The organism is Paenarthrobacter sp. YIM B13468, from assembly GCF_042788025.1.
GTDB classification, from domain to species: domain Bacteria; phylum Actinomycetota; class Actinomycetes; order Actinomycetales; family Micrococcaceae; genus Arthrobacter; species Arthrobacter aromaticivorans.
In genome coordinates this window covers 133,836-159,631 of record NZ_JBHZPI010000007.1, presented here as the reverse complement: position 1 = coordinate 159,631, position 25,796 = coordinate 133,836, and the positions used below count along the sequence as shown (strand labels likewise).

At 62.4% G+C, this 25,796-nt stretch carries 23 protein-coding genes; 3 read left to right on the top strand and 20 right to left on the bottom strand.

Translation table 11 applies throughout. The features are described 5' to 3' along the window. Positions 1–178: 178 nt before the first annotated feature. Positions 179–1,495, bottom strand: coding sequence for a bifunctional o-acetylhomoserine/o-acetylserine sulfhydrylase (locus ACFX4T_RS09075; protein ID WP_216925363.1), 1,317 nt, complete (start codon positions 1,493–1,495; stop codon positions 179–181). A gap of 226 nt (positions 1,496–1,721) precedes the next feature. Here ACFX4T_RS09075 and ACFX4T_RS09070 point away from each other — a divergent pair, with 226 nt between their 5' ends. Continuing rightward, entirely contained in the window at positions 1,722–2,360 is a 639-nt protein-coding gene (locus ACFX4T_RS09070; RefSeq protein WP_216925364.1) for a VOC family protein, read from the top strand. Positions 2,361–2,461: 101 nt separating this feature from the next. On the opposite strand, the gene ACFX4T_RS09065 is transcribed toward ACFX4T_RS09070, so the two are convergent. Further along, positions 2,462–3,229, bottom strand: coding sequence for a CPBP family intramembrane glutamic endopeptidase (locus tag ACFX4T_RS09065; RefSeq protein ID WP_216925365.1), 768 nt, complete (start codon positions 3,227–3,229; stop codon positions 2,462–2,464). Between the two features lie 113 nt (positions 3,230–3,342). On the opposite strand from ACFX4T_RS09065, the gene ACFX4T_RS09060 reads away from it, so the two are divergent. Beyond that, complete coding sequence (locus ACFX4T_RS09060; protein ID WP_216925366.1) at positions 3,343–3,999, top strand: histidine phosphatase family protein; 657 nt, start codon at positions 3,343–3,345, stop codon at positions 3,997–3,999. Positions 4,000–4,025: 26 nt separating this feature from the next. Here ACFX4T_RS09060 and ACFX4T_RS09055 read toward each other — a convergent pair whose 3' ends face one another. From ACFX4T_RS09055 to tdh, 14 genes are all read right to left on the bottom strand, one after another. Further along, positions 4,026–4,817 (bottom strand): DeoR/GlpR family DNA-binding transcription regulator, encoded by a 792-nt coding sequence (locus ACFX4T_RS09055; RefSeq protein ID WP_216925367.1) that lies wholly within the window; start codon positions 4,815–4,817, stop codon positions 4,026–4,028. A 23-nt stretch (positions 4,818–4,840) separates the two neighbouring features. Beyond that, positions 4,841–5,695, bottom strand: coding sequence for a class II fructose-bisphosphate aldolase (locus tag ACFX4T_RS09050; RefSeq protein WP_223948493.1), 855 nt, complete (start codon positions 5,693–5,695; stop codon positions 4,841–4,843). Continuing rightward, positions 5,677–6,648 carry a 1-phosphofructokinase family hexose kinase gene (locus ACFX4T_RS09045; RefSeq protein ID WP_377651527.1) on the bottom strand — a complete coding sequence of 324 codons (972 nt, stop codon included), beginning with the start codon at positions 6,646–6,648 and terminating at the stop codon, positions 5,677–5,679. Before ACFX4T_RS09045 ends, ACFX4T_RS09050 begins: the two co-directional genes overlap by 19 nt. Beyond that, positions 6,645–7,580, bottom strand: coding sequence for an ROK family protein (locus tag ACFX4T_RS09040; protein WP_377651526.1), 936 nt, complete (start codon positions 7,578–7,580; stop codon positions 6,645–6,647). The genes ACFX4T_RS09045 and ACFX4T_RS09040 overlap by 4 nt, the downstream gene beginning before the upstream one ends. 9 nt (positions 7,581–7,589) lie before the next feature. Then, positions 7,590–8,507, bottom strand: a complete 918-nt coding sequence (locus ACFX4T_RS09035; RefSeq protein ID WP_377651525.1) for an SIS domain-containing protein — start codon at positions 8,505–8,507, stop codon at positions 7,590–7,592. A gap of 122 nt (positions 8,508–8,629) precedes the next feature. Further along, positions 8,630–9,949: a TrkH family potassium uptake protein gene (locus ACFX4T_RS09030; RefSeq protein WP_377651561.1), complete on the bottom strand. Its 1,320-nt coding sequence runs from the start codon at positions 9,947–9,949 to the stop codon at positions 8,630–8,632. A 264-nt stretch (positions 9,950–10,213) separates the two neighbouring features. Further along, a complete protein-coding gene (locus tag ACFX4T_RS09025) occupies positions 10,214–10,585 on the bottom strand; it encodes a hypothetical protein (RefSeq protein WP_223948488.1) in 372 nt (123 codons plus the stop codon). Between the two features lie 18 nt (positions 10,586–10,603). Beyond that, positions 10,604–12,580, bottom strand: coding sequence for an amino acid transporter (locus tag ACFX4T_RS09020; protein WP_216925373.1), 1,977 nt, complete (start codon positions 12,578–12,580; stop codon positions 10,604–10,606). Positions 12,581–12,735: 155 nt separating this feature from the next. Continuing rightward, complete coding sequence (locus ACFX4T_RS09015; protein ID WP_223948487.1) at positions 12,736–13,419, bottom strand: response regulator; 684 nt, start codon at positions 13,417–13,419, stop codon at positions 12,736–12,738. Continuing rightward, positions 13,416–14,918, bottom strand: coding sequence for a DUF4118 domain-containing protein (locus ACFX4T_RS09010; RefSeq protein WP_377651523.1), 1,503 nt, complete (start codon positions 14,916–14,918; stop codon positions 13,416–13,418). Before ACFX4T_RS09010 ends, ACFX4T_RS09015 begins: the two co-directional genes overlap by 4 nt. 34 nt (positions 14,919–14,952) lie before the next feature. Further along, positions 14,953–16,191, bottom strand: coding sequence for an imidazolonepropionase (hutI, locus tag ACFX4T_RS09005; protein WP_377651522.1), 1,239 nt, complete (start codon positions 16,189–16,191; stop codon positions 14,953–14,955). A gap of 11 nt (positions 16,192–16,202) precedes the next feature. Continuing rightward, positions 16,203–17,300, bottom strand: a complete 1,098-nt coding sequence (locus tag ACFX4T_RS09000; RefSeq protein WP_377651520.1) for an NAD(P)/FAD-dependent oxidoreductase — start codon at positions 17,298–17,300, stop codon at positions 16,203–16,205. A gap of 183 nt (positions 17,301–17,483) precedes the next feature. Beyond that, positions 17,484–18,677 carry a glycine C-acetyltransferase gene (locus ACFX4T_RS08995; protein ID WP_377651519.1) on the bottom strand — a complete coding sequence of 398 codons (1,194 nt, stop codon included), beginning with the start codon at positions 18,675–18,677 and terminating at the stop codon, positions 17,484–17,486. 48 nt (positions 18,678–18,725) lie between these two features. Then, entirely contained in the window at positions 18,726–19,772 is a 1,047-nt protein-coding gene (gene tdh, locus ACFX4T_RS08990) for an L-threonine 3-dehydrogenase (RefSeq protein WP_216925379.1), read from the bottom strand. A 107-nt stretch (positions 19,773–19,879) separates the two neighbouring features. Between tdh and ACFX4T_RS08985 the strand changes: the two genes are divergently transcribed. Further along, positions 19,880–20,806: a LysR family transcriptional regulator gene (locus ACFX4T_RS08985; protein WP_223948482.1), complete on the top strand. Its 927-nt coding sequence runs from the start codon at positions 19,880–19,882 to the stop codon at positions 20,804–20,806. Here ACFX4T_RS08985 and ACFX4T_RS08980 read toward each other — a convergent pair. The 4 genes from ACFX4T_RS08980 to ACFX4T_RS08965 all read right to left on the bottom strand — a co-directional run bounded on the left by ACFX4T_RS08980 (position 20,803) and on the right by ACFX4T_RS08965 (position 25,778). Then, a complete protein-coding gene (locus ACFX4T_RS08980; protein ID WP_377651518.1) occupies positions 20,803–21,987 on the bottom strand; it encodes a Gfo/Idh/MocA family protein in 1,185 nt (394 codons plus the stop codon). The genes ACFX4T_RS08985 and ACFX4T_RS08980 overlap by 4 nt on opposite strands. 28 nt (positions 21,988–22,015) lie before the next feature. After that, positions 22,016–23,068, bottom strand: coding sequence for a LacI family DNA-binding transcriptional regulator (locus ACFX4T_RS08975; protein WP_377651517.1), 1,053 nt, complete (start codon positions 23,066–23,068; stop codon positions 22,016–22,018). 55 nt (positions 23,069–23,123) lie between these two features. After that, complete coding sequence (locus ACFX4T_RS08970; protein WP_377651516.1) at positions 23,124–24,785, bottom strand: sugar ABC transporter substrate-binding protein; 1,662 nt, start codon at positions 24,783–24,785, stop codon at positions 23,124–23,126. Positions 24,786–24,854: 69 nt separating this feature from the next. Next, positions 24,855–25,778 carry a carbohydrate ABC transporter permease gene (locus ACFX4T_RS08965; protein ID WP_377651515.1) on the bottom strand — a complete coding sequence of 308 codons (924 nt, stop codon included), beginning with the start codon at positions 25,776–25,778 and terminating at the stop codon, positions 24,855–24,857. Between the last annotated feature and the right edge of the window lie 18 nt (positions 25,779–25,796).

The following is a 25,796-nucleotide window of genomic DNA, read 5'->3' as shown; positions in this document are numbered from 1 at the left end:
AAAATACCGCTGTTTTGGCGAAGAATGTGACAGCTGTGTGACGGTTTGGGGCCGCTTCGTTCAGGAACACGCACTGCGGAGGGCCGCCCGGCGAATTTTCGTCGACGGGCGGCCAGGCCGCGCACCGGCTGTCTTAACGGCTCAAACGCGAGGTTCAGCTGCCGTAATCGGACGCCCCCTAAGCGCCTTTGGCAGCCCGGAAACCGGCCTCAAGATCAGCAATAATGTCGTCCACGTGCTCTATTCCCACGGACAGGCGGACAAGGCCTGGATTCACGCCCGCAACCAACTGCTGTTCGGCCGTGAGCTGGCTGTGGGTAGTCGACGCCGGGTGGATAACCAGCGAGCGGACGTCACCAATGTTGGCAACATGGGAGTGCAACTCCAGGCCATCGACGAATCGCTTGCCGGCCTCGACGCCACCCTTGATGTTGAATGCCACCACTGCACCGGTACCCCTGGGCCCGTACTTGCGGCCACGGTCGTACCAAGGGCTGGACGGCAGACCCGCGAAGGCGACTGACTCGACGTCGTCGTGGGCTTCCAACCACTCAGCTACTTTGGTGGCGTTCGAGACGTGGCGCTCGACCCGCAGGCTCAGGGTTTCCAGCCCCTGGGCGATGAGGAAGGCGTTGAACGGGGAAACCGCCGAACCCAGATCGCGCAGCAATTGCACGCGCGCCTTGAGAATGTAGGAGAGGTTGGCTCCGAGCGCGCCGTCCTTGCCGAGGTCGCGGGCGTAAACGAGTCCGTTGTAGCTGGGGTCGGGAGTATTGAATCCAGGGAAGCGCTCCGGGTCCTTGCCGAAGTCAAAGTTTCCGGAGTCCACGATCACGCCGGCGATCGCTGCGCCGTGGCCGCCCAGATACTTGGTAGCCGAGTGCACCACGATGTCCGCACCCCACTCGATGGGACGGATGAGGTAGGGGGTGGCGAGCGTGTTATCCACGATGAGCGGCACACCAGCCTCATGCGCGGTGCGCGAAATGCCCTCGATGTCCAGCACGTCTTGGCGCGGATTGGACACCACCTCGCCGAAGAACAGCTTGGTGTTGGGCTGCACGGCGTCCCGCCACTGGTCCAGGTTGTCCGGATCCTCCACGAACGTCACGGAGATGCCGAACTTCTTCAGCGTGTGCGCCAGCAGGTTGTAGGTGCCGCCATAAAGGCTGGGACTGGCGACGACGTGGTCTCCGGCCTCGGCAATGTTCAGGATGGCGAAGGTTTCCGCGGCCTGTCCTGAGCTAAGGAGCAACGCGCCCAGCCCGCCTTCGAGGCTGGCGATCCGTTGCTCCACGGCATCCTGTGTTGGGTTGCCGATACGAGTGTAGATCGGGGCGAGCTCGGCCAGTGCAAAGCGGTTGGCTGCGCTCTCTGCGCTCGGGAAAACGAAGGACGTGGTCTGGTAGATCGGAAGCGACCGCGCTCCCGTGGCAGAGTCAGGCTCCTGGCCTGCGTGGATCTGGCGGGTTTCGAAAGACCATCCTTGGGACATTGAATTCTCCTCTTAGTGGCGCGCGGATTTGCCGTTGATCGCTGTAGGCGTGGGCTGGGGCCAGTCTAGGAAGCGCCCGGGGACTTGGACAGTTTTGTGACGAAGACAGTATTTTTCAGTCTTTACGCGACCCGGCGTGACGCGTTCCGGTAGCGCGGAATAACGTCCCATGTTAGTTAGGCTCGCCTTAGCTGAGACCCCGATCACAAAGTGCCAAGATGAAGCCATGCGCATGGATCACGTCTCTTACGCTTGTGAACGAGATGGCCTTTTGGCCACTACCGAACGAATTTCCGCAGCTCTGGGAGTGGACGCAGTCCGGGGCGGAGTGCACCCGCGCTTCGGCACCCGGAACATGATCATTCCCTTGGCGGATAACAAATACCTGGAAGTCGTAGAGGTCCTGGACCACCCTGCTTCTGACAAGGCACCCTTTGGCCAGGCAGTCCGCGCACGCTCGGCGGCTGGCGGCGGTTGGATGGGCTGGTGCGTCGCCGTTGACGACCTCGCCCCCTTCGAGGAACGCCTCGGCCGCTCCGCTGTTCCGGGCAACCGCAAGTTCCCGGATGGCCGCGAACTCGTGTGGCAGCAGATCGGCATTCTCGGCTTGATCGCCGATCCCCAGGTGCCGTACCTGCTCAAGTGGGAGGGCGATCCCTCACTGCACCCGTCCAAGGTCTACGAGAGTGACGTCAAGATGTCTAGCCTCACGATTGCGGGCTCGGCGGAACGCGTTACCGAATGGCTGGGCGAACCCGTGGAGAAGCCACTCGAGGACGTCGCTGTCCAGTGGATGGCCCCGCACGGTACGCCTGGCATCATGTCCGTCACTTTCGAAACCGCATCCGGCGCCGTCACCATCTGACGCACGCCTTCAAGCTTCGGCCGCCATCAGCGGGTGCCAACGACGTCACCCACCGATGGCGGCCGAATTTCTCTTTAAGGGTCCACTAGCTTCAAGGATCCCTACCCCAGGCCTATCGCCTTGCCGAAGAGGCTAAAGCCAACGAACGCGACGATGTCCAGCAGCGCATGTGCAATGACTAAAGGCATCACCCGCTTCGTCTTTGTATAGATCCAGGCGAAGACCAAGCCCATGGCGAAGTTGCCGATGAACGGCCCGAAGCCTTGATACAAGTGGTAGCTGCCACGAAGGGCCGCGCTCACGACAATGGCCAGCGGCGTACTCCAGCCGAATTTTCCGAAGCGGTCCATGAGGTATCCCACGACGATCACTTCCTCAACGATCGCGTGGCGAATCGCGGAGAGAATCAACACAGGTACTGTCCACCAGTAAGCCTCCAGGCCGCTGGGCACAATGGCGGTGGTGATTCCGAGGGCGCGACCGGCCGCGTACAGGCCAAGTGAAGGAATGCCAATGGCGGCTGCGAGTCCCAGTCCGTGCAAGAGGTCCTTGCCGGGGCGTGCGAAGTTGAACCCCAACCGGGCAAAGCCACTCGCACTTTCCCGGCCACCTTGGGCATGCGATGACAGGAAATAGAACACCAGGACCACCGGCACCAAAGCGAAGATAATGTCCAGCAGTTGGTACGTGAGGTCGAAGTACTCGCGGGTGCTTTGGGACCTGTTAAGCGTCGACGTTGCCTCGGACAGCGGCGCGCGCGTCATCTTGTCCAGTAGCTGCACCACGGAGTACACAGCGGACTGGCCCAAAGACAGGCCCAGTACGATGAGTACTTCGGCGCGCAGGCGGCGGCGGGAAGCAAGGAGCATGTACCTATCTTGCCTGTAGTTCCTGCCACTTTGCCGTGAACTGCGCACGTTCCCGTTCCACCCTTAGGCAGCCCCCTATGCTTGGTGGGATGAGTGCCCCAGGGAGAATCTTCATGATCCGGCACGGCCAGTCAGCCGCGAATGCCGACACGTCAATCTACAACCGTGTGCCGGACTACCGCATTCCGCTGACCGAACCCGGAATTGAACAGGCCCGGATAGCGGGCGAAGCCCTTCGGCGGAAGCTCGACGGCGAGCAGGTCTGCGTTTATGTCTCCCCCTATTTGCGGGCGTACCAGACTCTTGAAGCGTTGGACCTGGGACCGCTGATCGAGCGCGTGATCGAAGAACCCAGGCTCCGTGAGCAGGACTGGGCCAACTTTCAGATTGCCGGGGAGATCGAGGACCAGAAGGAACTGCGCAACCTTTACGGCCACTTCTTCTACAGGTTCCGCGAGGGCGAGTCAGGCTCGGATGTCTACGACCGCGTGTCCTCGTTCATGGAGACCCTTTACCGCCATTGGGAAAAGCCGACGTATGCCCCAAACACCCTGTTGGTCACTCATGGACTGACCATGAGGCTGTTCTGCATGCGCTGGTTCCACTGGACTGTTGAGTATTTCGAATCGCTGAACAACCCTGACAACGCCGAACTCCGAACGCTGATAAGGACCGACGACGGCCAGTACAGTCTGGACAAACCGTTCAGCCAGTGGGTGCCAAGGGATGTTGACGATTCAGTGCTTCACGCGCCGAGAATGCGTTTCTAGCACTTGTCACGTAGTTGCAGGATCGCTTAGGTGGCAGGTGCGACGATGACTTCCGTGCCCTTGGCTTCAAATGCGGCCTTGTCCTCGGCGCTGATCCCGGCGTCCGTGATGAGGTGCCGGAAGTCGTACCCGGACATGGCCGCAAAGGAGCGGCGGCCCACCTTGGAAGAGTCCGCCACCACGTAGGACTCGGTGGCCCGGCGCGCCATGACGGTGTTCACCATGGCTTCGCCTTCATCGGTGATGGTGGGGCCGAGGTCCGGGTCAACGCCGTTGACCCCGATGAACGCAATATCCAGGGCAACCTTCTGCATGATGACGTCGGTGTAGGGCCCCACGAGCTCATAGGAGCGCGGATTCAGGATGCCCCCGGTAACCATGATCTTGATGTTCGGACGAACGGCGAGCTGCGAGGCAATGTTGATCGCGTTGGTCACCACCGTGAGGGTGGGCCTGTTGGACGGCGCGTTGAGGTCCTCGCGGGTGGACAACAGCTGCGCCAGCGCCGTGTTGGTGGTTCCCCCGCTCAAGCCGATCACCGCGCCGGGGCGGATCAGGGCCGATGCCGCCTGGGCGATCTCCTGCTTGGCCACGGCGTGGTCATCACGGTTATAGCGGCCCGGGAGATCATAGGCTACGGATCCGGTGGTGGCGCCACCGCGGGTACGGCTGAGCAGTCGTTGTTTCGCAAGGCTGTCCAAGTCCCGGCGTGCCGTGGCCGGTGACACGCCAAGCCGCGTCACGATGTCCTCGACTTCCACATGGCCGGATTCGGCCAGGAGGTCAAGGATGGCGGTCAGCCGATCGGTGCGGGTCATGACGAGCCTTTCGCGGGGTCTGGCTATTTCGCTTTGGCGAACAGCGTGAGCAAACGTGCGGATTCCTGCACCAGTGCGTCCCGGCCGGCCTTGATGTACTTCCGGGAATCCACCACTGCAGGGTTGGCATCGAGGTACTCACGGACGGCGCGGGTGAAGAACCCGTTCAAATGTGTGGATACGTTGATCTTAGTCATACCTGCGCCGATCGCAGCTACGAGCATCTCGTCTGTGACGCCGGAAGAGCCGTGCAGGACCAGCGGTTTTCCGACCGCAGACTTCAGCCGCGTGATCAGGTGCAGGTCCAGTGCGGCGCTGCGTTCGGTCATGGCATGGGAGGAACCAACGGCCACCGCGAGCGCATCTACACCCGTTGCTTCAACAAACGCCTGCGCCTCCGCAGGGTCGGTCCGGACACCGGGTGCATGGGCGCCGTCCTTGCCTCCAACTTTGCCGAGTTCAGCCTCCACGTAAACGCCTCGCTCATGGGCGTAGCGGGCTACCCGTTGCGTGGCTTCCACGTTCAAGTCATAGGGCAAGTGCGCGCCGTCGAACATCACGGAGCCAAAGCCCAGGTCCACGGCCGCGATGGCGAGGTCCTCGGATTCAGCATGGTCCAGGTGAACCGCAACGGGCACTGATGCGTCGCGGGCGATCGCCAAAGCCGCCACCGCGATCGGTTCGAGTCCACCGTGGTACTTGGCGCAGTTCTCCGAAATCTGCAGGATCAGTGGAACTCCCGCCGTCTCGGCACCCGCCACCAGCCCCTCCGCTGTTTCCACATGGATGACGTTGAACGCACCTTGGCCCGTACCGTTGGCCGCGGCCCTGTCCATCAATTCCCGCGTGCTGACAAGGGTCACCGGGTCTCCTTCCATGTCACGATCAGTTGTGCTTCAAGTTCCTGGTACCTCGGCGAAATTTCGCCCGCTGCAGGCATGAGCACTGCCGCGGCGGACCAGGCGGTGGCCCGGCGAAGAATCTCGCGGGGTTCGGTAATGCCTTGGGCGAGGGCGACGGCGGCAGCCGCCACACCGGCGTCGCCCGCCCCTGTGGGGTTGCCGCTCAGCGGCCCAGGGAGGCTAGCGCTCCAGTACCCGCCGGGTGCTGCGTGGTCGAAGGCGAGCATTCCGTCCGCACCGGCGCTGACGAGGACCGTGCGGGCGCCCATGGCAATCAGCGAGAGCGCAGCTGCTTCCACGCTGGACTCCCCCGTGGCTTCCGCGAGCTCGTGGTGATTGGGTTTCAGGACATCGGCCCCGGCCTGGGCAGCGGCGATGATTCCGGGTCCTGAGGTGTCAATAATGGCCGGGATGCCGGCGTCGTGTGCCAGCTTCACCAGGGACGGGTAGAAATCGGCGGGCGCATCCGGCGGGAGGCTGCCGGACCCCACCAGCACAGCGGCGGGAGCTTCTCCGTCGTCGCCGCGTATGGCTTTAACGACGGCGGCGGTCAGCGAGCGCCAATCGTCCGGCAGGAGCGCCTGGCCTTCCTCGTTGAAGATGGAGGTCTCGCCGGCGAGGGTGTCTACGAGCGCGATACTGCGGCGTGTTTCGGCGGCGACGGACACCAGCGTGTGGGGCACCCCGCTCGTCCAAAGTTCAGCAGCCAGGGTCTGTCCCGCGGCTCCTCCGGTAGGAGCAATGGCCAGCACGGGATGGCCTACTTGGTGAACCACTCTGGCGACGTTGAGCCCTTTGCCTCCGGCGCGGCTGATGGGTGTGGGAACCCTGTGGCTGGCGCCCTCGGTGATTCCGTGGACGGTATAGGTCATGTCGATGGCTGGGTTCGGGGTGACGGTGACGATGCGGGTTGCGGCGGAGCCGGTCATCGCGCACCATCCAGGAGTGCGCGTGCGTTCAACGCTGCGCCAAGGAGCCCGGCGTCCTGGCCAAGCTGGGCTTGGATGAGGCGTGGGCGTCGTTGGAAGTCCAGGATCTGGTCCACCCGCGCCCGGAGCGGTTCGAGGAGGTCCTCGCCTGCTTCGGCCAGGCCTCCCCCAATCACTACCGCTTCAGTGCCGATGATGTTTACGCACTGGCAGATGGTGAAGGCCAGGGCGTCCACGGCGTCTGCCCAAACACGGGCGGCCACGGCATCTCCCTTTTGGGAGCGGAGCAGGACGTCCCGGGCACCGTCTACGGTATTCGCCGACTTCCTGCTGTATCGCTTGGCGATGGCGCCTGCCGAACCCACGGCCTCTAGGATGGTGGCCCCTGTTGCTGCAGGTCCGGCGTCGGGGTCCGGTACCTGGGCGTGGCCGAGCTCGCCGGCGAAACCACCGGCCGTGACGGGCACGCCACCGGAGAAGACTGCGGCGGCAATTCCAGTGCCCACCACCATGACCACGACGTCGTTGAACTCCTTGGATCCGCCAAAAGCGTGTTCCACGGCAGCGGCGGAGCGGACATCGTGATCGAACGCCACGGGAAGCCCCAGCCTCTTTTCGGCTTCAGCAGTGAACGGGAAGTTACGCCACCCGAGATTTGCGGAGTAGATCCCGATTCCTCCCACGGAATCCACGATGCCGGGGACGATGACCCCCGCTGCTTTGGCCGGGATGTCCGGGAACTCGGATGCGAGCTCATCAGCAAGCCCTGCGAGCCTGTCCAGCACGGCTCCCCCTGGATTCAATGAATCCAGGGGCGTGGGGACGCGACGCATGCCAAGGACGTTTCCGGATGGATCCACGAGTCCGGCCTTCACATCGGTACCGCCAACGTCGAAGGCCAGGACTGCTGATTCTGCGTGCCCGAGAACCATGGCGGGCGCCTAGGCGGAGGGGTCAAGGATGACGGAGCGCGTCAGGTTCCGGGGCAGGTCCGGGTTGAGGCCGCGGACGCGCGCACGTTCCAGGGTCACTTTGTGGACGCGGGCCAGTTCAGCCAGCGGGTGCTTGTCCGTGTGGAGGTAAAGGGCACCCGTGGCCGCCATGTCCTTGTCAAGGCCCTCGGGCTGTGCGCCAAACAACCAGGTTACGCGTCCTGGCGCCGCGATGGAGATGGGACCATGGCGGTATTCCATTGCAGGATAGGACTCGGTCCAGCCCTGCACGGCTTCGCGCATCTTCAGTCCTGCCTCGTGGGCCAGGCCAACAGTCCATCCGGTACCGAGGAAGGTGAATTGCTCAGCATCCAGGAGTTCCTGGGCCACGGGACCTGAGACTGCATCCCTTGCGTCTTCGACCGCTTGCTTCAGGTCAATCCCAAGGCTGGCGAGCAAGTAAACCAGTGCCGAGGTTGCGAAGCGGGTCTGCACCACGGATCGCTCATCTGCGTACGGGAGGCCGATCACGGCGTCCGCCAGGTGAACGATTGGAGACGCCGTATCGCCAATGATGGCAACAGTGGGGACGATGCCCTTCAACCCGGCCAGAATCTCCAGCACCTCAGTGGTGGTGCCGGACCGCGTAATAGCCACAACGGCGTCGTACTGGCGCTCCGGGCTGTTGCTGTTCAGGAAAGCCTCCGACGCCGCAAAGGCATCCGTCACGCCTTTGCCCGCCGATTCACGGGCGGCAGCATAGCTCTGGGCCATGAACCAGGAGGTGCCACAGCCGATGACGGCGATCCGCTGGCCGTCGGCGGGAAGCATCTGCTCAGCAGCGGCCTGCTCGATGGCCCGCTGCCAGACTTCGGGCTGTGATACCAGCTCTTCTTCCATGAAGGCGCCCAGTGTGTTCTCGCTCATCGTGTGTTTCGCTCCTGCTCAGTCAATGACGTTTTATGATCTATAGAAACACTAAACGATCAGTTTCGATCTCACAAGGATCATCTACAGGAGTGGAACGGGCAATTGGGCACTTGTTCCCTTTAGCCGATGATGGGCCGTTCTTCGGGCAGGTTGAACAGGCGGGGGCGGGAGGATAGGGCCAGTGCCGAAGCTACCGTGACGCTCCCGATGCGGCCGGTAAACATCAGAACCATGAGTACCCACTCAGCCGATGGAGGGAGGTTGTACGTGATTCCTGTGCTCATCCCGACTGTGCCGAAAGCCGAGATGGATTCGAACAGGACCTTCTCGAGGCTGTAGTCGGTGAACACGAGCAGCAGCATGGTTCCAGTAATGACTGCGCCTATGCCGAGCAGGGCTACCGAAAGGGCCTGCCGTACCGAGGCAGGGCTAATGGATCGGTGGGCTATGGTCACATCGTCCCGGCCGCGGACTTCATTCCAGATGGCGAATGCCAGGAGGAGGAAAGTGGTGATCTTGATTCCCCCTGCAGTTCCAGCGCTTCCCCCTCCGATGAACATCAGAATGTCGCTGACCATCAGCGTCTCCGGTGCAGCCACCCCGTAGTCGATGCTGTTGAATCCCGCGGTGCGCGGGAACACGCTTCCAGCGAGGGACCCGACGATCTTTCCGGAGACGGACAGCGGCCCCAGGGTTTCGGCCCGGTTCCATTCGAACGCGGCGAACAACACGAAGCCGGCTATGAGCAGGAAGACCGTCCCGAACACTGTGAGCCGCAAATGTACCGTCCAGTTCCGGACCCGCAGTCCCCCGCCGTTGAGCAAATGGATGAGTACGGGGAATCCGAGGCCACCGGCAATGATGGCCAGGCAGATCGGTACCAGGATGTAAGGGTCCTCGCGGAAACTGATGAGGTTGTCGCTGTAGAGCGCGAACCCGGCATTATTGAAGGCGGACACTGCATGGAAGACTCCATGCCACAGGGCAACGGCTGGGTTTGGGTCGTAGGCGAGCCAGAACCTGACAGCCAGGATTGCTGCCGTTACCGCTTCAAAAACGACCATGATCCTGGCAACCCGAAACAGCACGGAGCGGACATCCCCGAGGTTGAGGGTGTGCGTTTCCGACTGCACAACAAGCTGCCCGCGCAGGCCGATGCTTTTACGCACGAGCAGGGCAAGCAGGGTCGCAAGGGTCATGATGCCGAATCCGCCAACCTGGATGAGCGCCAGAATCACGACCTGCCCGAAGGGTGTCCAGTAGGTTGCCGTGTCGACGGTAATCAGGCCCGTGACACACGTCGCGGACACGGCGGTGAACAGGGCCGTCATGAACGTCTCTGGATCACTGCCATTGTGGGAGATGGGCAGCATCAGCAGGCCTGCGCCGAGGAGGATGACCGCCAGGAAAGCGATGGGTACTGAGCGGACTGGATGCAAGAGGGCGCGACTGAGGACGTTCTCACGGCGCGTCTGTGGGTCACGGTGCTTCCAGAACGTGCGTGCGTGGCCGCGGCCCAGCAGGTGTTCAGGGTTTGGGATGCTGTCCGGAATGTCCTTCCGGGCCGAAGTTGTCACTGCCTCGTCTCTCTGTTTGCTCACGTGATCTCCGGGAGCGTAGCACCGGAGAAAATGTGGAAACAGGAAAATCGGGAATCCTTAACGGTTCCTTTACGCTGGCCCAGGTTCATGCCAGGAACGGAACTACACGCCAACACGGGGAATGCCCGCGGCAACGTTTGCAGCCTCTTCGTAGCTGGAGGGCAACTTTTTGCGGAAGGCGGCATCAGCGTCCGCACGGAGTACATCGGTGGCCAGCACCCGTACGTGAACGAGCTCGTCGTAGGATTCGCTGCAGCCCAGGACATCTCCACGAACTTTGGGTCCGTGAGAAAGCGGGTCGGGAGATACCTGGAAAATGATCCACCAGGTGTCGCCGGCTTTATCCCTGAAGAGGTAACCCCCCGGAGGGCGATACGCTGCGCCGTCTACACCGCGGCCTCCGTAACCCTCCACTGAGTCCGGCGGCGCAGCGAACCTCAATCCGCCGTCGAAATCGTCTCGATGCGGGCCCATGCGCGAACACCTCCTTGGTCAGCCGACGTGGACCCACGGGCGTTGGGTGACATCGGGCACTGCCTCACGCAGCACCTCCCTGGTGACGGGAGCGATTTCGCCCTCGCCCAGGAACAGGAAGCGCAGGAGATTGGTGAAAGGATTTCCTTCGGTCCACCGGAAGTAGATATGTGGCATGAGCCCGGTGACGTCCCGGATGTGGAGCAGGACGGACGCGATCGTGTTGGGTACCACGGGTCCGTGGACCTCCAGGATCCGGTAACCGTGCCGCGTCACACCGTGTACTTGTAGTTCCGTTTCGAAGTCCGATGAATCGTCGACTATCACTTCGAGGAAGATGGCTTGCTGTTCCAGCGGCAGATGGCTGACCTCGATCGCTGAGGTGAGCTTGTCCCGGTACGCTGCGGCGGTGAGCCGGAGCGGTTCGTGGGCAATGATCGCGATGGGGCCTTCGAGGGTGTCGGACATGAACTCCAGGGCTTGGCGGTCCAGATGGACGCGTGTGGCGTGGAGTTCGAAGGAGCGGCGGATGCGGGAGAGGAGGGAAATCACGATGATGCCCAGAATGAAGACTGCTGCAATCCTGATGCCCTCGGGCCGTTCGAAGATATTGGCGATCGTGGTGTATGTGAACACCAAGGAGATGATGCCAAAGCCCATGGTACGTTTTCGCTGCCTGCGCCGGCGTGCAGAGAGCGTGACGGCAACGGCTGCCGAGGTCATGAGCACAAGAACGCCGGTGGCGTAGGCACCGCCCTGGGCGTCGACGTCGGCTTCAAAGAGGAAGGTGATGAGGAAACCGACGAGGGTGAAGACGAGCACAAGGGGGCGGACAGCCTTGGCCCAGCCGGGGGCCATCCCGTAGCGGGGCAGGTATCGCGGGACGAGGTTGAGCAGTCCTGCCATGGCGGACGCCCCGGCGAACCACAGAATGGCGATGGTACTGATGTCGTAGATACTGCCGAACCCCACGCCGATGTACTCGTGGGCGAGGAACGCCAGGGCGCGGCCGTTCGCCTGTCCACCGGGTTGAAATTCCTGCTCCGGGATCAGCACGACGGTGATGAAACTGGTGGTGATGAGGAATCCACTCATGATGACAGCTGCGGTAGTGAGCATTCTGCGGGTTCCGCGGATGCGGCCCTCCGGGTTTTCCACCGTATCGGCCTCGTCTCCACGGACCTGGGGCATGACGGCGACACCTGTTTCGAACCCTGACAGACCGAGGGCAAGTTTGGGAAACACGAGCAGGGCGATTCCCACCACCATGATCGGGTCCCCGTGCGAGGTCCAGAGCGCGTTCCACCAGCCGCCCATGGCCACCGGGTGCATGAACACCTGGGTAAGGGTCACCACTACGACCACGGCGTTCAGGCCTAGGTAAAGAACGACGAGGACGACGGCCACTCCGATGGCTTCCTTGAAGCCGCGGAGGAAGACGGCAGCCAGCAGCGCCAAAAGGAAGAGTGTGACGAGGATGTTCTGGCCCTGCAACCAACCCGGGGCCACCGGGTTCTGAATCAGGTGCGCGCTTGCGTCCGCGGCGGAGAGGGTCATGGTGATCATGAAATCCGTTGCGGCGAATCCAAGCAGGATGAGGACGAAGAGCTTGCCGCCCCAGCGTGGCAGGAGCCGTTCAAGCATCGCGATGGAGCCTTCGCCGCGATGGCTTTCCCGGGCCACGCGACGGTAGACCGGCAGGGCACCGAACAGCGTGACGGCGATGAGGACCAGGGTCGCCAATGGCGAGATCACACCGGCGGCCAGAGCGGCGATGGCCGGCTGGTAACCCAAGGTGGAGAAGTAGTCGACGCCGGTTAGGCACATGACCTGCCACCATGGATGCTTCTTCTCGTTGGCGGCGGTTATCCCGCCGGGACCCTGGTGGGTGCCTTTGCTGTCCTGTAGCCCGAACAGCAGCCAGTTTTTCAGCGCTGCTTTGCCGGCCGGCTTGGGGGCCGATGGGTCGGCCGGGGGCCTGCTCAACGTGGTCATTGTTTCCTTTCCGCGCGGAACAACGCACCGCGGTCACAGCCGAAGCTAACACCCACGGAACGCATCAAACCGGGAAAGGCGTTTCTATTTACGAATCATTTACGCCGCGTCCGTACACTCCGACTGTCCCCTAAGGACATGCGCGACGCGGCCGGTTATGGCTCGAACCGGTACCCCATTCCGGCTTCTGTGAGCAGATGCTTGGGACGGGCAGGGTCGGCTTCAAGTTTGCGACGCAACTGTCCCATGTAGACGCGGAGGTAATGCGTTTCTCCGTCGTAACCAGGACCCCAGATCCTGGCCAGCATCTGCTGCTGGGTAATGAGTCGCCCCGGGTTACAGACCAGCAGTTGCAGGATGGCCCATTCGCGCGGGGTGAGCCGCACTGGAGAGCCGTCGCGTGTCACTTTCTTCTTTTCGAGGTCCACTGCGAAGTCCCCGACGTCGACAACCACGACTTGTTCGCCGACGTCGGACGAGCCCAGACGGCGTTCGGCGACGCGCAACCGCGCCAGTAGTTCATCCAGGCCAAAAGGTTTCGTAACGTAGTCATCCGCCCCGGCGTCCAAGGCACGGACTTTGTCCACGGACCCTTGCCTGGCGGACAAGACAATGATCGGCGTGCTGCTGGAACGACGGATCGCGGTGATGACGTCAACGCCGTTAATATCCGGCAGTCCAAGATCCAAAACGATAAGGTCCGGATGGCTGCCCGAGGCATGCTGCAGAGCCGTGGTGCCGTCCAGTGCCGTGAGCACCGTGTATCCCTCAGCGCGCAGATTTACCTGTAAAGCACGCAGCAGTTGTGGTTCGTCGTCTACGACGAGTACGGTCCTCATGGCTCACTTCGTTCTTCACTGCCGGGTGCGTGATGCGGGTTCCCGTCGCCGGTGGAAAGAGGCAGTCGGATGACAACCGTCAATCCCCCTCCCGGTGTCGGTTCAGCACTTAGCTGGCCGCCCATCGCTTCGGTAAAGCCCTTCGCAACGGCCAGTCCCAGTCCTATGCCCAGGCCAGCCGGCGCGTCGTCCAGCCTCTGGAACGGCTCAAACATGGCAATCACGTCCGCGGCGGCCACACCTTGGCCGTGGTCTACGATCCTCAGTTCTCCGCAGCGGCGCCCTTCAATCGTGGCCACCCCTGCTCCATTGGCCGGTCCCACGATGGCGATATCCGAGCCCGCCGCGTATTTCAGCGCATTCTCGACGATATTGGCAATGACGCGTTCCAGCATGCCCAGGTCGGCATCAATGGCTGGCATATCAGGAGCCAGATCGATGCGGATGGCTCCTTCCGGCAGTCCCCGCAGCGCGTCTTCGATGGCATCGCGCCATGTCACCGAGGATGTGAGCGGGGCGGTGGACCCGCTGGAGATCCGTGACATGTCCAACAGATTGCCCACCAAGGAGTCAAGGCGGTCCGCGTAGGAGTCGATGGTATGGAGCATCTCGTCCCGTATATCTTCGGGAAGCCGCCGTTTCTGGCGCTGCAAGGCGGTCACAGCCAGCTTGATTCCGGCCAACGGTGTCCGTAAGTCATGGCTGACGGCATTCAGAATGGACGTCCGGATGCTGTTGCCCTCAGCCAGTTTCGCGGTCGCCTTCAGCTTGAGCTGGAGTGCATGACGTTGCCGGAGTAAAAGCAGGTGGGTCGCGTGGGCCGCCAGCAGCCGCCGCTCGCCGGCCGTGAGGGTCCTGCCGGAAACCACAAGAGCCGTCCGGGTATCTGCCATCTCGTACGCACCGTCGCCTGATTCAGCCGAGCCCGGAGGCTGTGGCGGCGATTCACCTGACTGGACCTGGAGCTCCCAGTCGTCGCCTGTGCGGGAAGTTCTGGTAAATAATCCCACCGTGCGGACCTGGAAGGTCTCACGGACCTTATCCAGAAATGCCGCAATGGTGTCGTCCTGCACCAGGGCGTTCCTGGCCAGGTCCAAGAGTGTCGCAGCCTCGGCACGGGCATAACTAGCCTCCTGGGCCCGCTTGGCCGAGAGGCCTACGACCAAGGACACAGCAATCCCCGCCCCCAGGAACACGAGCACGGCAAACAAAATCTGTGGGTCATTGATTCTGAAAGTCCCAACGGGTTCGGTCTCGAAATAATTCAGCAGCAAAGAGTCCAGAATCGCGGCCAACACAGCAGGCCAGAGACCACCGATGAACGCCACCGCCATCACCCCGGTCAAATGCACCAGGACATGGGTAGCAAAGTTCAGATCCGGGGCAAACGACATCACCGTCGTGGTCAGCACAGGGATGAAGACCGCTAAAACAAAACCCACCGCGGTCCTGGCCCGGCCCAGCCCTCCTGAGCGTGTGCGAAGAATTCCCCTTGCCATGTCCCCCAGTCTGTCAGCTATTTTCAACCTGTCTCTAGACGGCGCGCACGCCCGCCCGCCACACCGAATGCGTCAGAGGAATCCCAGGCCGGTACGCCAAGTGCGTGGCCGAGGGCGCCTTCAGCATGTGAAGGTCCGCGCGATGACCGACGGCGAGCGAACCCACCGCGCGTTCGCCGTCGCCGTCGTTCCCGGACTCCCGACCCAACGCCAGAGCACCGCCGTACGTCGCCGCCCGAACCGCCTCGTGGACGCTGAGGTGCATCTGCAGGACCGCCGTGGTCACGCAGAATGCGATGGAACTCGTGTACGACGTACCGGGGTTGCAGTTGGCGGCCAGGGCGATCTGGACGCCGGCATCGATCAGCTCCCGGCCCGGCGCGAGCGGCTGTCGAGTGGACAAGTCACAGGCAGGCAGGCAGGTTGCCACGGTTCCACGGACGCCACTGCCCGTAGCCGGGTCCCAGCCCGCCCAGGTTCCCGCGAGCGCGTCAATGTCCTTCTCCGACAGATAGTTCACGTGGTCCACGCTGGCGGCCGCGAACTCCACGGCCAACGCAACGCCTGGCCCCTCGCCCAGCTGGTTGCCATGCACGCGCAGTCCCAGCCCGGCATCCCGGGCAGCCGTCAAGACCCGGCGCGACTGCTCTTCCGTGAAGGCACCGCGCTCGCAGAACACGTCCGCCCAGCGCACGTGAGGCAGAACGGCGTCGAGCATTTCACCGCAGACCAGGTCCGTGTACTCCTCCGGATCGGACCCGGCCGGCACTAGGTGCGCGCCGAGGTAGGTGACCTCGTCCACCAGGGCAGCGGCGATGCGTGCACTGCGGGCCTCGTTCTCCACGTCCAAGCCGTAGCCGGTTTTGCTCTCAAGGTAGGTAGTTCCCTGCGAGACGGCTTCAGTGACGCGATCCCTCACCAGCCTCGTCAGTTCATCGTCACTCACCCTTCGCGTGGCACCAGTGGTGACGGCAATCCCGCCAGCGCTGTAGCTCTGCCCGGCCATCCGGGCCTCAAACTCGGCTGTGCGGTCTCCGGCGAAAACGAGGTGGGAGTGCGAGTCGACCCAGCCAGGAAGGACGGCGCGGCCCTCGGCGTCGATCTTTGTATCGGCCACGGGAGCGTCGTTGCTAGACCCGATCCAGGCAATGCGCTCGCCTTCGAACACGATCGCGGCGTCCTTGAGGACACGATGCTCCAGGTCCTGGGTCATCAGCTCGCCGATGTTGGTGATGAGAGTGCTGTTTTGTCCTGGACTGGTGATTCCGCTCATGTCCCTATTGTTCAGCGCCGGATGGACCAACGAACGGCTGCAAGCTGCTCAGCTGTCCGGGATTCCGGACTGTCTGCCTCTACATTCCCCAGGATGAGGTCTGCGGCAAGTTCGGCAATGGCCGAGGACGTCTGGAATCCGTAGCCGCCCTGTCCGGCCAGCCAGAAGAAGCCCTTCGCTTCGGCGTCGAAACCAACCACCGGGATTCCGTCCGCAGCTTCTGTGCGCAACCCCGTCCACGCCCGGTCCACTGAACGGATGCCCAAGGATGTCAGGGAGTTGAGCCTGCTGATGAGTTTGTCCACATCGCCGGCATACGGTTTGGCGTCTTCTGCCCCGCTGGGCACTGTTTCCGACGGAGAGATGAGCACTTGGTCGCCCTCGGCGCGGAAGTAGAACGAGTGGTCGGCCGCAGCCACCATGGGCGTTTGCCGCGTCAGCGAGTGCTCGACGTTCACAATCGCCGCAGTCCGGCGATACGGCTGCAGTCCGAGCTTCTCCACGCCGCTGATGACGGCCAGCTCGTCCGCCCACGCGCCCGCGGCGTTAACCACGACGGCGGACTGGAAACCTTCCGTTCCGGCACCCACCTGCCAGCCGCTTCCGAGGCGCTGGGCGGAGTGGACACGCGCACCGGTGATGATGTCGGCTCCTGCGGCCTCGGCCCTGATCCGGTGATCTTCCAACAAGGCAGGTGCGTTGCAACCAAACGAGCCATTATCCAACCCTGCCGCCGTGAACGACTCCGGCTTCAGGACCGGGCAGAGCTGCATGGCTTCTGCGTGGGTGATTGTCTGCATGTTGCCGCTGGCCTCTGCCCGGACTGTTTCCTCATCGCCAACCAGCATGAAGCCGCGCGGTGTAAGGACCGGCTCAGGAAGTTCAGCGTCGCGCGCCCTCATCATTTCCAAGGTCCGGACGGTGAGTTCCTGCACCACGGGCGGCCCGTAACTCGGAATCAACTGGCGGGCTGAGCGCGAGGAGGTGTGGAAGGCCAACGATTGCTCGGCCTCTACCAGTGCCACCGTGCACTTCCCTGCGAGCGCGGACGCCAGGGAAAGCCCCGCAATGCCGCCGCCAACGATTACCACGTCATAATTCGAAGCCATGGCTCCATCCTGTCAGAAGGCACGAGGGGTGCACAGATCGATGCTCTCTCACATCCAACCCCCAACGGCCCGATCTTCTCTCACATCCACCCCCCCAACGGCCCGATCTTCTCTCCCTTGCGTCAAGAAAGTGAGAGAACGTCCGGTGAAAAGCCGCAGGATGTGAGAGAAGATCGGGGACGGTTAGACGACCGCTGCGCGACTCTTCACGAACGCCTGAACGCAAGCTTCGACGTCGTCGCTGCTGTGCGCGGCTGAAAGCTGGACGCGGATGCGGGCTGCTCCCTTCGGCACCACGGGGTAGCTGAAGGCGGTGACAAACACGCCGTGGCCGAGCATCTCGTCAGCAACCTTTGCGGCTATGACGGCGTCACCGAACATCACGGGAATGATGGCGTGCTCACCCTCAAGGAGCTCGAAGCCTTCCTCGCTCATGCGGCGGCGGAACAGGGCTGCGTTCTCGAAGAGGCGGGTGCGGAGCTCGCCGGATTCCTGGACGAGCTCGATCGCCTTGATGGTAGCGGCCACGATGGCAGGCGCCAGGGAGTTGGAGAAGAGGTAGGGGCGGGCCTTCTGGCGCAGCATCGCGACGATTTCGCCGCGGCCTGAAACGTAGCCGCCGGAGGCGCCACCCAGGGCCTTGCCGAACGTGCCCGTGTAGATGTCCACGCGGTCAGAAACTCCGGCGTGCTCAGGAGTACCGGCACCGGTGGGTCCCATGAAGCCGACGGCGTGCGAATCGTCCACCATCACCAGGGCGTCGTGTTTCTCGGCGAGATCGCAGATGGCTTCCAGCGGCGCGAGGTATCCGTCCATGGAGAACACACCGTCCGTGACGATGATCTTGCGGCGGGATCCCTCGGCCTCAACCAGCTTGGCCTCAAGGTCAGCCATGTCCTGGTTGGCATAGCGGAAGCGCTTGGCCTTGCTCAGGCGGATGCCGTCGATGATGGATGCGTGGTTGAGGGAGTCCGAGATGATGGCGTCTTCAGGGCCGAAGAGGGACTCGAACACGCCGCCGTTGGCGTCGAAGCAGCTGGAAAACAGAATCGTGTCCTCAGTGCCCAAAAACCCCGAGACACGCGCTTCGAGTTCCAGGTGAAGATCCTGGGTGCCGCAAATGAAGCGCACCGAAGCCATGCCAAAGCCGCGCTCGTCCATCGCGGACTTGGCTGCGGCAATGATGTCCGGGTGGTCAGCAAGGCCAAGGTAGTTGTTGGCGCAGAAGTTCAGCACGTTGTTGGCTGGCTGGCCGAGCTGGCCTGCGGCGATGTGGCTGGCCTGAGGGGAATCGATGTGGCGTTCGGTCTTGAAGAGGCCTGCGCTGCGGATCTCGTCGAGTTCGCCTTGGAGTTGGTCTTTGATTGCTGAGTACATGGTGTGCTCCTGAATACTTCGGGAATGGTTCGGTGGCGGCAGCGGGGGTTAAAGTTCGGTCCAGTCGAGGACTACTTTGCCGCCGGTTCCGGCGCGGGCGATCTCGAAGCCCTTCTCCCAATCGGCCGCAGACAGCTTGTCTGTGACCACTGCGGAGATGTTCCGGTGCAACACGGGGTTGGAAGAAAGCATGGCGCTCATCGCGTACCACGTCTCGAACATTTCGCGGCCATAAATGCCCTTGAGCGTGAGCATGTGGGTGACCACCTTGCCCCAGTCGATATCGATGGACTGGCTGGGAAGTCCCAGCATGGCGATCCGCCCGCCGTGATTCATGTTGTCGATCATCTCAGGCAACGCCGTGGGGTGTCCGGACATTTCCAGGCCGATATCGAATCCTTCACGCATACCCAGCTCCCGCTGTGCGTCGCGGACGCGCATTTTGGAAACGTCGACGGCGAGGTCAACGCCCATTTGACGGGCCAGTTCCAGCCGAGGAGCAGATACGTCAGTGATGGCGATCTTGCGGGCGCCGGCGTGGCGGGCGACGGCAATGGCCATCAGCCCGATGGGTCCTGCGCCGGTGATGAGGACGTCTTCGCCCACCAAGGGGAAGCTCAGGGCTGTATGGACGGCGTTGCCGAAGGGATCGAAGATGGCACCGAGTTCCGGCGTCACGGATTCGTCATGGTGGACCCAGACGTTGGTCTCCGGAATAACCACATATTCAGCGAACGCGCCATCGCGCTGCACCCCAACGGATACGGTGTGGATGCACATCTGGCGGCGTCCTGCACGGCAGTTGCGGCAGATTCCGCAGACCACGTGGCCTTCGCCGGAGACCCGGTCTCCCACTTTGACGTCGCGGACATCCTCGCCGACTTCCACCACTTCACCGTAGAACTCGTGGCCCGCAATGAGTGGCGTTTCGATGATGCTTTGGGCCCAGGCATCCCAGCTCTGGATGTGGAGGTCGGTACCGCAGATGCCCGTGGTCATGACACGGATCTTGACGTCGCTGGGTCCCGCCTCGGGCTCGGGACGGTCAACGAGTTCGAACCCTGCGTGGGGTCCGGATTTGTAGAGAGCCTTCATGGGATTCCTCACTGCTGGGGCTGCTTCGCTGCTGCTGACTCCATTACAGCGCCGCTAACGATTTAGCACAACTAGATTCTTCTCAATCAACGATTTAGGATTTGCTAATGGAAATCCACCAGTTGCAGATGCTCCGTGAACTCGGTGACCTCGGGAGTGTCAAAGCTGTGGCCGAGACTCTTATGGTCACCCCATCGGCCGTTTCGCAACAGCTCGCGCTCCTGCAGAAATCGGTGGACGTCCCGCTGACGCGCAAGGAAGGCCGCGCCCTGGTGCTGACCGACGCCGGAAAGGTGCTCGCCGAAGCCGGCGCCGCCGTCGTGAACGCCATGGCGGATGCGCGCGCAGCGATCGGTGCCTTTCACGACGCTCCCGATGCGCCTGTGAGCGTCAGCGCCTTCCACAGTGCGGGGCAAGCGCTGTTCGCGCCGTTGGCAGCGCTGCTGGCGTCCGACGGCGGAAAGTCGCCAAGGCTTCGACTCTCGGATGAGGATGTGGCCCAGGAAGATTTCCCGGGCTTGGTTGCCCGCTACGACCTCGTCCTGGCACACAGGATGGATAACAGCCCGCCGTGGCCCGAGGACAAAGTGGCTGTGGTCCCGCTGGCGGACGAACCCCTGGACGTCGCCCTGCCCGCGGACCACCCACTGGCATCCCGGCGCGAACTGAAGCCGTCCGACGTCGTGGGCGAAACCTGGGTGACCAGCCGCGACGGCTACTCCCCCGCGGATGTGCTCGCCGCCGTCGTTGCCGTGAGTGGACGGCCCGCCGAAGTGCTGCACCGGATCAACGACTACTCAACTGTTGCCGCGCTAGTGGCGGCGGGCGGCGCGATCGGACTCCTGCCAAGGTTCACGGCACGGCGCGTCCTGGACGCGGGCGTTGTGCTGCGGCCCCTTTCCGGAGTGAACTCGGTGCGCAAGATCGACATCCTCGCCCGCCCGGAAACGTTGAAACGGAAATCGGTCATGACGGTTTGCGAGTCACTTCAAACCGTCATGACCGAGCTTATCGAGCTATCCAGCAGGGCCTAATCCCGGATCAGGGCGGGTTGACCGGCGTCGAAGTATGCCACGAGCCCGGCGGGCAGGGCAGGGACTTCCCGCGCGCACCCGTCGCCGCGCAGCGATTCGGCGGCGAGGATACCGGCCACCACTGCCTGCCGTGCAGCCACCGGGCTGGTTTGCGTCGGGCCACCCTGGGCGGCGAAGCGCAGGAATTCCTCGATCAGGCGCGGGTCTGCGCCCCCATGGCCTCCGTCACCGTCCTGGATGGTATGCACCTCGTCCGGTGCCGCGTAGCCGGAAGTCCGGCTGGTCCAGACGTTGATGGTGTTCCCGGGGCCGTCGCCGAAGTTCTCGATTCTGCCCTTGGTGCCGATGATCGTGTAGTTGCGCCAGTAATCGGGTGTGAAGTGGCACTGCTGGTAGGAGGCCAGCACGCCGTTGTCCAAGACCATGTTCATCATGGAAATGTCCTCGACGTCGATCACCTCGGCCAGGTCTTTCTGCTCCGTGGGGGGCCAGTTGTCCACCGAGAACCATTCGCCCATGCGCTTGCCGGCGTTATTGCCGCGGTTGGTGACGTTACCGTAGACGGCAAGATCGCCGACGGCGGCAACCCGCTTGGTGTACGCGCCGGCAAGCCAGTGGATCACATCGATGTCGTGAGCACCCTTTTGGAGGAGCAACGAGGTGACATTGGCGCGCTGGGCATGCCAGTCCTTGAAGTAGTAGTCCCCACCATCGCCAACAAAGTGCCGGCACCAGATGGCCTTGACCTCACCGATCCTGCCCTCCTGAATGATTTGGCGCATCTGTACTACAACCGGCATGTGCCGCATGTTGTGCCCAACATACAAGCGCGTTCCAGTCTCGTACGCCGTCTTCAGGATCAGGTCCGCTGCCTCCACGGTGATATCCAGCGGCTTTTCGCAGAAGGTCGCAATACCAGCCTTGAGCGTACGGACTGCGACGGCGGCATGCTGGTTATCGGGGGTTAACACCAGGACTGCGTCAAGGCCGCTGGCGAGCAATTCCTCAAGATCGTCCGTTATGCGGGCTGACGGAATGCTCGCCGCGGCGTCCGCCCGTCCCCTCTCGCTCACGTCACAGACGATTGTGACTTCAGAGCCCTGGCCCGGCTTATGGGCGTGCCTCCACAACCCGGAGCGCAGACCGAAACCCACGATGCCGACCTTCAAATCCTTTTCCATGAGGTGCAATTTCCTTCTGCTGGTTCGTTTAATAAAGTCTGGTTGCGGAGCTGCGGTGGGGTGCCGATTCACGCACGAACAGGTGCCACGGGAAGTCCAGGACCGCAGGCTCGCTCTTGGCGTCAGGCGTAGTGGGCGACGTGGCCCGCTGCAAAAGAAGCCGGGCAAGCTTGCCGAAGAAATCCACGGGGCCCACCGTGCTGAGCGACGGCGACATCCGCTCCCCCTCCACCGTGTTGCCCACACCGATGATGTCCACGTCCACACCAACGGCGAGCCCGATCCGTTGAGCCGCATTGATGGCTGCGACGGCGGCGAAATCAGTGGTGGCGTAGATGGCAGTAGGCCGTTCCGGCAGGCTGAGCAGCCGTGTTGTGGCAGCATATGCACCGGCAGACGTGCCATCGAAGAGGCCCACATAGTCTTCGTTTTCCGGAATGCCGGCTTCCATCAAGGCCTCTGAGTAGGCCCGGTAGCGGGTGCCGCCAGAGGCACCGGCAGCCGTGGCCGGAGTGAGGCAAGCGATCCTCCGATGGCCGTGGAGGAGGTGCTCCACGGCCATGCGGCAACCCGGTCCCGCAATTGACCTGATGACGTCAAAGCCCTCGGGTTCCAGCCCTTCGTCGAAAACCACCAGCGTGGTCCCGTGCTCCGCGAGCTTCCGCAAGGCATCGCGTTGCCCGGCGCGGACTGCATCCACGAAGACGGCATCGGCGCTATGAGTGCCAAGGACCTTCACCCAGTCGGCGTCGCCGAGGATCATCGGCGTAATTCCCAAGGGAGCAGCCGCCTTTTGCACCGCCTCGATGACGGACAACGACCAAGGATCGGACAGCATCGTTAAAGACAGGATGACGGTGTTCGTCCGCCCTGTCCGGATAGCCCGGGCTGCCTGGTTGGGGCGGTAGCCAAGCCGCTCCGCAACAGCCTTGACCTTCTCCGCCGTCGGGTCCGAAACTCCCGGTCCCGCATCGCCCCGGCGACCGGACAACACATAGGAAACCGTGGCCGTGGAAACACCCGCGAGTTCGGCCACCATACGGATGGTGGGCCGGACTCCAGTGTTACTCGCTTTTGCCATGATTTCCCCCTGCTTGTGATGCCGTCTGATATCTGATTTCGTCTTATTTTTGAGGCTAGCTCCTGAACACCGGAGCGGCGGGATCCAACGCGGCCTGGTATTCGTCGCGCATCTTGTCGCCACCTTCGCTCTTCCAGCGTTTGACCGCGTCCTTGAGTTCATCGATCTTGGCCCGTCCGGTGATGATGTCCACCACCTTGTCGCGCAGCTGTTTGGTGATCTTCGCCCCCACCTTGGCGTTCGTATCCGAGTAGGAACCATTCGTGGGGTTGCGCCATGCGAGCTCCAGCAATTTTTCTTCCTGTTGGCTGACATAGCGGGTGTCGTCGTCGAATCCTGGATTGAAGATGACGTTTTCCGGGCTGGACATGATGTTCAACGCCGAAACCAAACCAGGCGCATTGGTGGTTCCAGTTTCCGTACGCACCGGGTTGCCCGAGCCATCCAAGGTGTAGTCCTGGCCGAGCTCGCCGAAGTTCTTCTGCATGTACTCCACGGTGCCGAACGGTGCAGACAGGTAGTTGAGGAGGGCCAGAAGTTCGAGGACCTTGCCTTCCCCAGCCTTCTTGAACGGTGTGAAACCCACCGTTCCATAGCCCATGTCGTACGTTGGCTTGACCTTGCCGTCCGCGCTGAACGGAATGAGGATGTCGAACTTGGCGGTCTTGTTCAGTGCCCGGTAGCTGCGGAGGTCATGGGGACCCACCACAACCTGCGCCGCAACGCTGCCATTGGCAACGCGGGAACGAATGTCCGTGGCCTTGGAGTCCGGATAGAAAACGCCCGCTGCAAACATCTTGGCCGTGAATTCAACGCCGGCCATGTACTCGTCCGTTTCGTATAAATGCGTCAGGGTACGGTCCTTATTGACGGCCCAACTGTTCGGAGCGCCAAACCACTCGGTGACCATGTGCAGAGCATTAATATAGGCGGGCTCAAGGGCATACTTCTGATCGCCCGGACGCGTCAATTCCTTGGCCTTGTCCAGGAACTCGTCCGCGCTCGCGGCCTCGAAACCGCCTACTTGGGCCCATACATCATGGTTGCCCAGGTACACCTGGCCGAACGGGGTGCTCGGGATGGGCGCACCCCAGATCTTGCCGTTTACGACGGCGGTCTTCCAGGAATCGGGCTTCAGCGCGGCGAGGTTGGGGTACTCAAGCACTGCGTCACCGGAGAGGTAGGGCGTCAGGTCCTGGAACTTCGCCTCGAGCATGGGGCCGACATTGGGAATTCCCTGGTTCGGCGGCACCCACATCATGTCCGGCAGGTCATTGCTGGCCAGGACAGTGGCGAACTTGGCCGGATAGCCGTCTCCGATGTCCTCGGCGATCTGCAGTTCGAGGTCGCCGCCGAGCTTGGTGTTGAGGCGTTGCCAGAAGGGGTTGTCCTTCAGCCCCGGACTCATGGTGTCGAAGGTTTCGGTCAGACCGGTCACCTTGCCCTTAAGCGGCGGTGTCTTCACTGACTGCACAGCGGTGGGCAGCTTGAAGTAGCCGGCCTGCAGGCCTTTGGCGTTACCGGCAAGATCCGGAGTGACGCCTGTGAATTCCTTGTAGGTGGGCAGCTTGACCGAAGCGGAGGCAGCTGCGCCTCCGCTGTTCGAAGCTCCGCCACCCCCGCAAGCAGACAGGCCGACGGCGGTGACGGCCAGGCCCGCGAGGCCAAGGAAGCCGCGACGGCTGAATCCAGCCTGTCCTGAGGTAGTGCTCGTCATGGCATAACCCTTTCTGGTTATTTACTGGTAATTGATGCTGTGCTTGTTGCCGCTATGCCGTGGCAGCGGCTAACCCTTCACTGCGCCGGTGATGACGCCCTTTGCAAAGTGCTTTTGAAGGAACGGATAAACCATCAGGATGGGAACCAGCGCCACCACAACTACAGCCATCTGGATGGATTGCGGGGGCGGAGTGGTGGTAATTCCGAGCTGGTCTGCCGCCCCGCTGCCCTGGACCACGAAGTTGCGGAGCAGCAACTGGATGGGCCATTTGCTGTGGTCATTGATGTAGAGCAGTGCGTTGAAGAACGAGTTCCAGAAACCAACGGCATAGAACAAACCGACGACGGCGATGACCGCTTTGGACAGTGGCATGACGATCCGCCACAGGATCTGCCAGTCGTTGGCGCCATCGATGCGGGCGCTTTCGATCAGTTCGCCCGGGATGTTCATGAAGAACGAGCGCATCACCACAAAGTTGAAGGCGCCGAATATGCCCGGGAGGATCAGCGACCACAGGGAATCCAGCAGCCCGAGCTGTCGAATCATGAGGAAGGACGGGATGAGGCCCGGGGCGAACAAGAGTGTGAACAACACCGCGAGTACCACAGGGCGGCCGAAGAGGACTGACCGGCTGGTGGCGTACGCCATGGTGATGGTGACGAACAGCGCAAGGATGGTGCCCACACCAGTGATGAGCATGCTCACACCGAGGGACTGCAGGACCATGGGCCCCTTGAAGATCGTGGCGTAAGCCTCCAAGGTGGGCCGCTCAGGCCAGAGCACGAATCCACCGGCCTGCACGAGTTGTTCAGTGTCCGCCAGGGACGTGGACACCACCAGGAGGATCGGCGTCAGGATGGACAGGCTGAAAAGGACGAGGACCACAGCCTTTAGCGTTTGGTACAGAGGTGAAGGGCGTTCCTTCCATACGGGTCGTTTGGGGTTGTAGCTCAATTCCCGCGGTTTCCTCGTGAAAAGTGTTGTTGCCATGGGGTTCTCCTTGTGCAG

Excerpts from the sequence above, each read along its gene's own strand:
- ACFX4T_RS09050 (WP_223948493.1), bottom strand. The coding sequence starts at position 5,695 with ATGGAAGGAGACCCGGTGACCCTTGTCAGCACGCGGGAATTGATGGAC.
- ACFX4T_RS08980 (WP_377651518.1), bottom strand. The coding sequence starts at position 21,987 with ATGGAAAAGGATTTGAAGGTCGGCATCGTGGGTTTCGGTCTGCGCTCC.
- ACFX4T_RS08985 (WP_223948482.1), top strand. The coding sequence starts at position 19,880 with ATGGAAATCCACCAGTTGCAGATGCTCCGTGAACTCGGTGACCTCGGG.
- ACFX4T_RS09040 (WP_377651526.1), bottom strand. The coding sequence starts at position 7,580 with ATGGTTCTCGGGCACGCAGAATCAGCAGTCCTGGCCTTCGACGTTGGC.
- ACFX4T_RS09015 (WP_223948487.1), bottom strand. The coding sequence starts at position 13,419 with ATGAGGACCGTACTCGTCGTAGACGACGAACCACAACTGCTGCGTGCT.
- ACFX4T_RS08965 (WP_377651515.1), bottom strand. The coding sequence starts at position 25,778 with ATGGCAACAACACTTTTCACGAGGAAACCGCGGGAATTGAGCTACAAC.
- ACFX4T_RS09025 (WP_223948488.1), bottom strand. The coding sequence starts at position 10,585 with ATGGGCCCGCATCGAGACGATTTCGACGGCGGATTGAGGTTCGCTGCG.
- ACFX4T_RS09035 (WP_377651525.1), bottom strand. The coding sequence starts at position 8,507 with ATGAGCGAGAACACACTGGGCGCCTTCATGGAAGAAGAGCTGGTATCA.
- ACFX4T_RS09055 (WP_216925367.1), bottom strand. The coding sequence starts at position 4,817 with ATGACCCGCACCGATCGGCTGACCGCCATCCTTGACCTCCTGGCCGAA.
- ACFX4T_RS09065 (WP_216925365.1), bottom strand. The coding sequence starts at position 3,229 with ATGCTCCTTGCTTCCCGCCGCCGCCTGCGCGCCGAAGTACTCATCGTA.
- ACFX4T_RS09045 (WP_377651527.1), bottom strand. The coding sequence starts at position 6,648 with ATGACCGGCTCCGCCGCAACCCGCATCGTCACCGTCACCCCGAACCCA.
- ACFX4T_RS09060 (WP_216925366.1), top strand. The coding sequence starts at position 3,343 with ATGATCCGGCACGGCCAGTCAGCCGCGAATGCCGACACGTCAATCTAC.
- hutI (WP_377651522.1), bottom strand. The coding sequence starts at position 16,191 with ATGAGCGGAATCACCAGTCCAGGACAAAACAGCACTCTCATCACCAAC.
- ACFX4T_RS08975 (WP_377651517.1), bottom strand. The coding sequence starts at position 23,068 with ATGGCAAAAGCGAGTAACACTGGAGTCCGGCCCACCATCCGTATGGTG.
- ACFX4T_RS09010 (WP_377651523.1), bottom strand. The coding sequence starts at position 14,918 with ATGGCAAGGGGAATTCTTCGCACACGCTCAGGAGGGCTGGGCCGGGCC.
- ACFX4T_RS09020 (WP_216925373.1), bottom strand. The coding sequence starts at position 12,580 with ATGACCACGTTGAGCAGGCCCCCGGCCGACCCATCGGCCCCCAAGCCG.
- ACFX4T_RS08995 (WP_377651519.1), bottom strand. The coding sequence starts at position 18,677 with ATGTACTCAGCAATCAAAGACCAACTCCAAGGCGAACTCGACGAGATC.
- ACFX4T_RS09000 (WP_377651520.1), bottom strand. The coding sequence starts at position 17,300 with ATGGCTTCGAATTATGACGTGGTAATCGTTGGCGGCGGCATTGCGGGG.
- ACFX4T_RS09075 (WP_216925363.1), bottom strand. The coding sequence starts at position 1,495 with ATGTCCCAAGGATGGTCTTTCGAAACCCGCCAGATCCACGCAGGCCAG.
- tdh (WP_216925379.1), bottom strand. The coding sequence starts at position 19,772 with ATGAAGGCTCTCTACAAATCCGGACCCCACGCAGGGTTCGAACTCGTT.
- ACFX4T_RS08970 (WP_377651516.1), bottom strand. The coding sequence starts at position 24,785 with ATGACGAGCACTACCTCAGGACAGGCTGGATTCAGCCGTCGCGGCTTC.
- ACFX4T_RS09070 (WP_216925364.1), top strand. The coding sequence starts at position 1,722 with ATGCGCATGGATCACGTCTCTTACGCTTGTGAACGAGATGGCCTTTTG.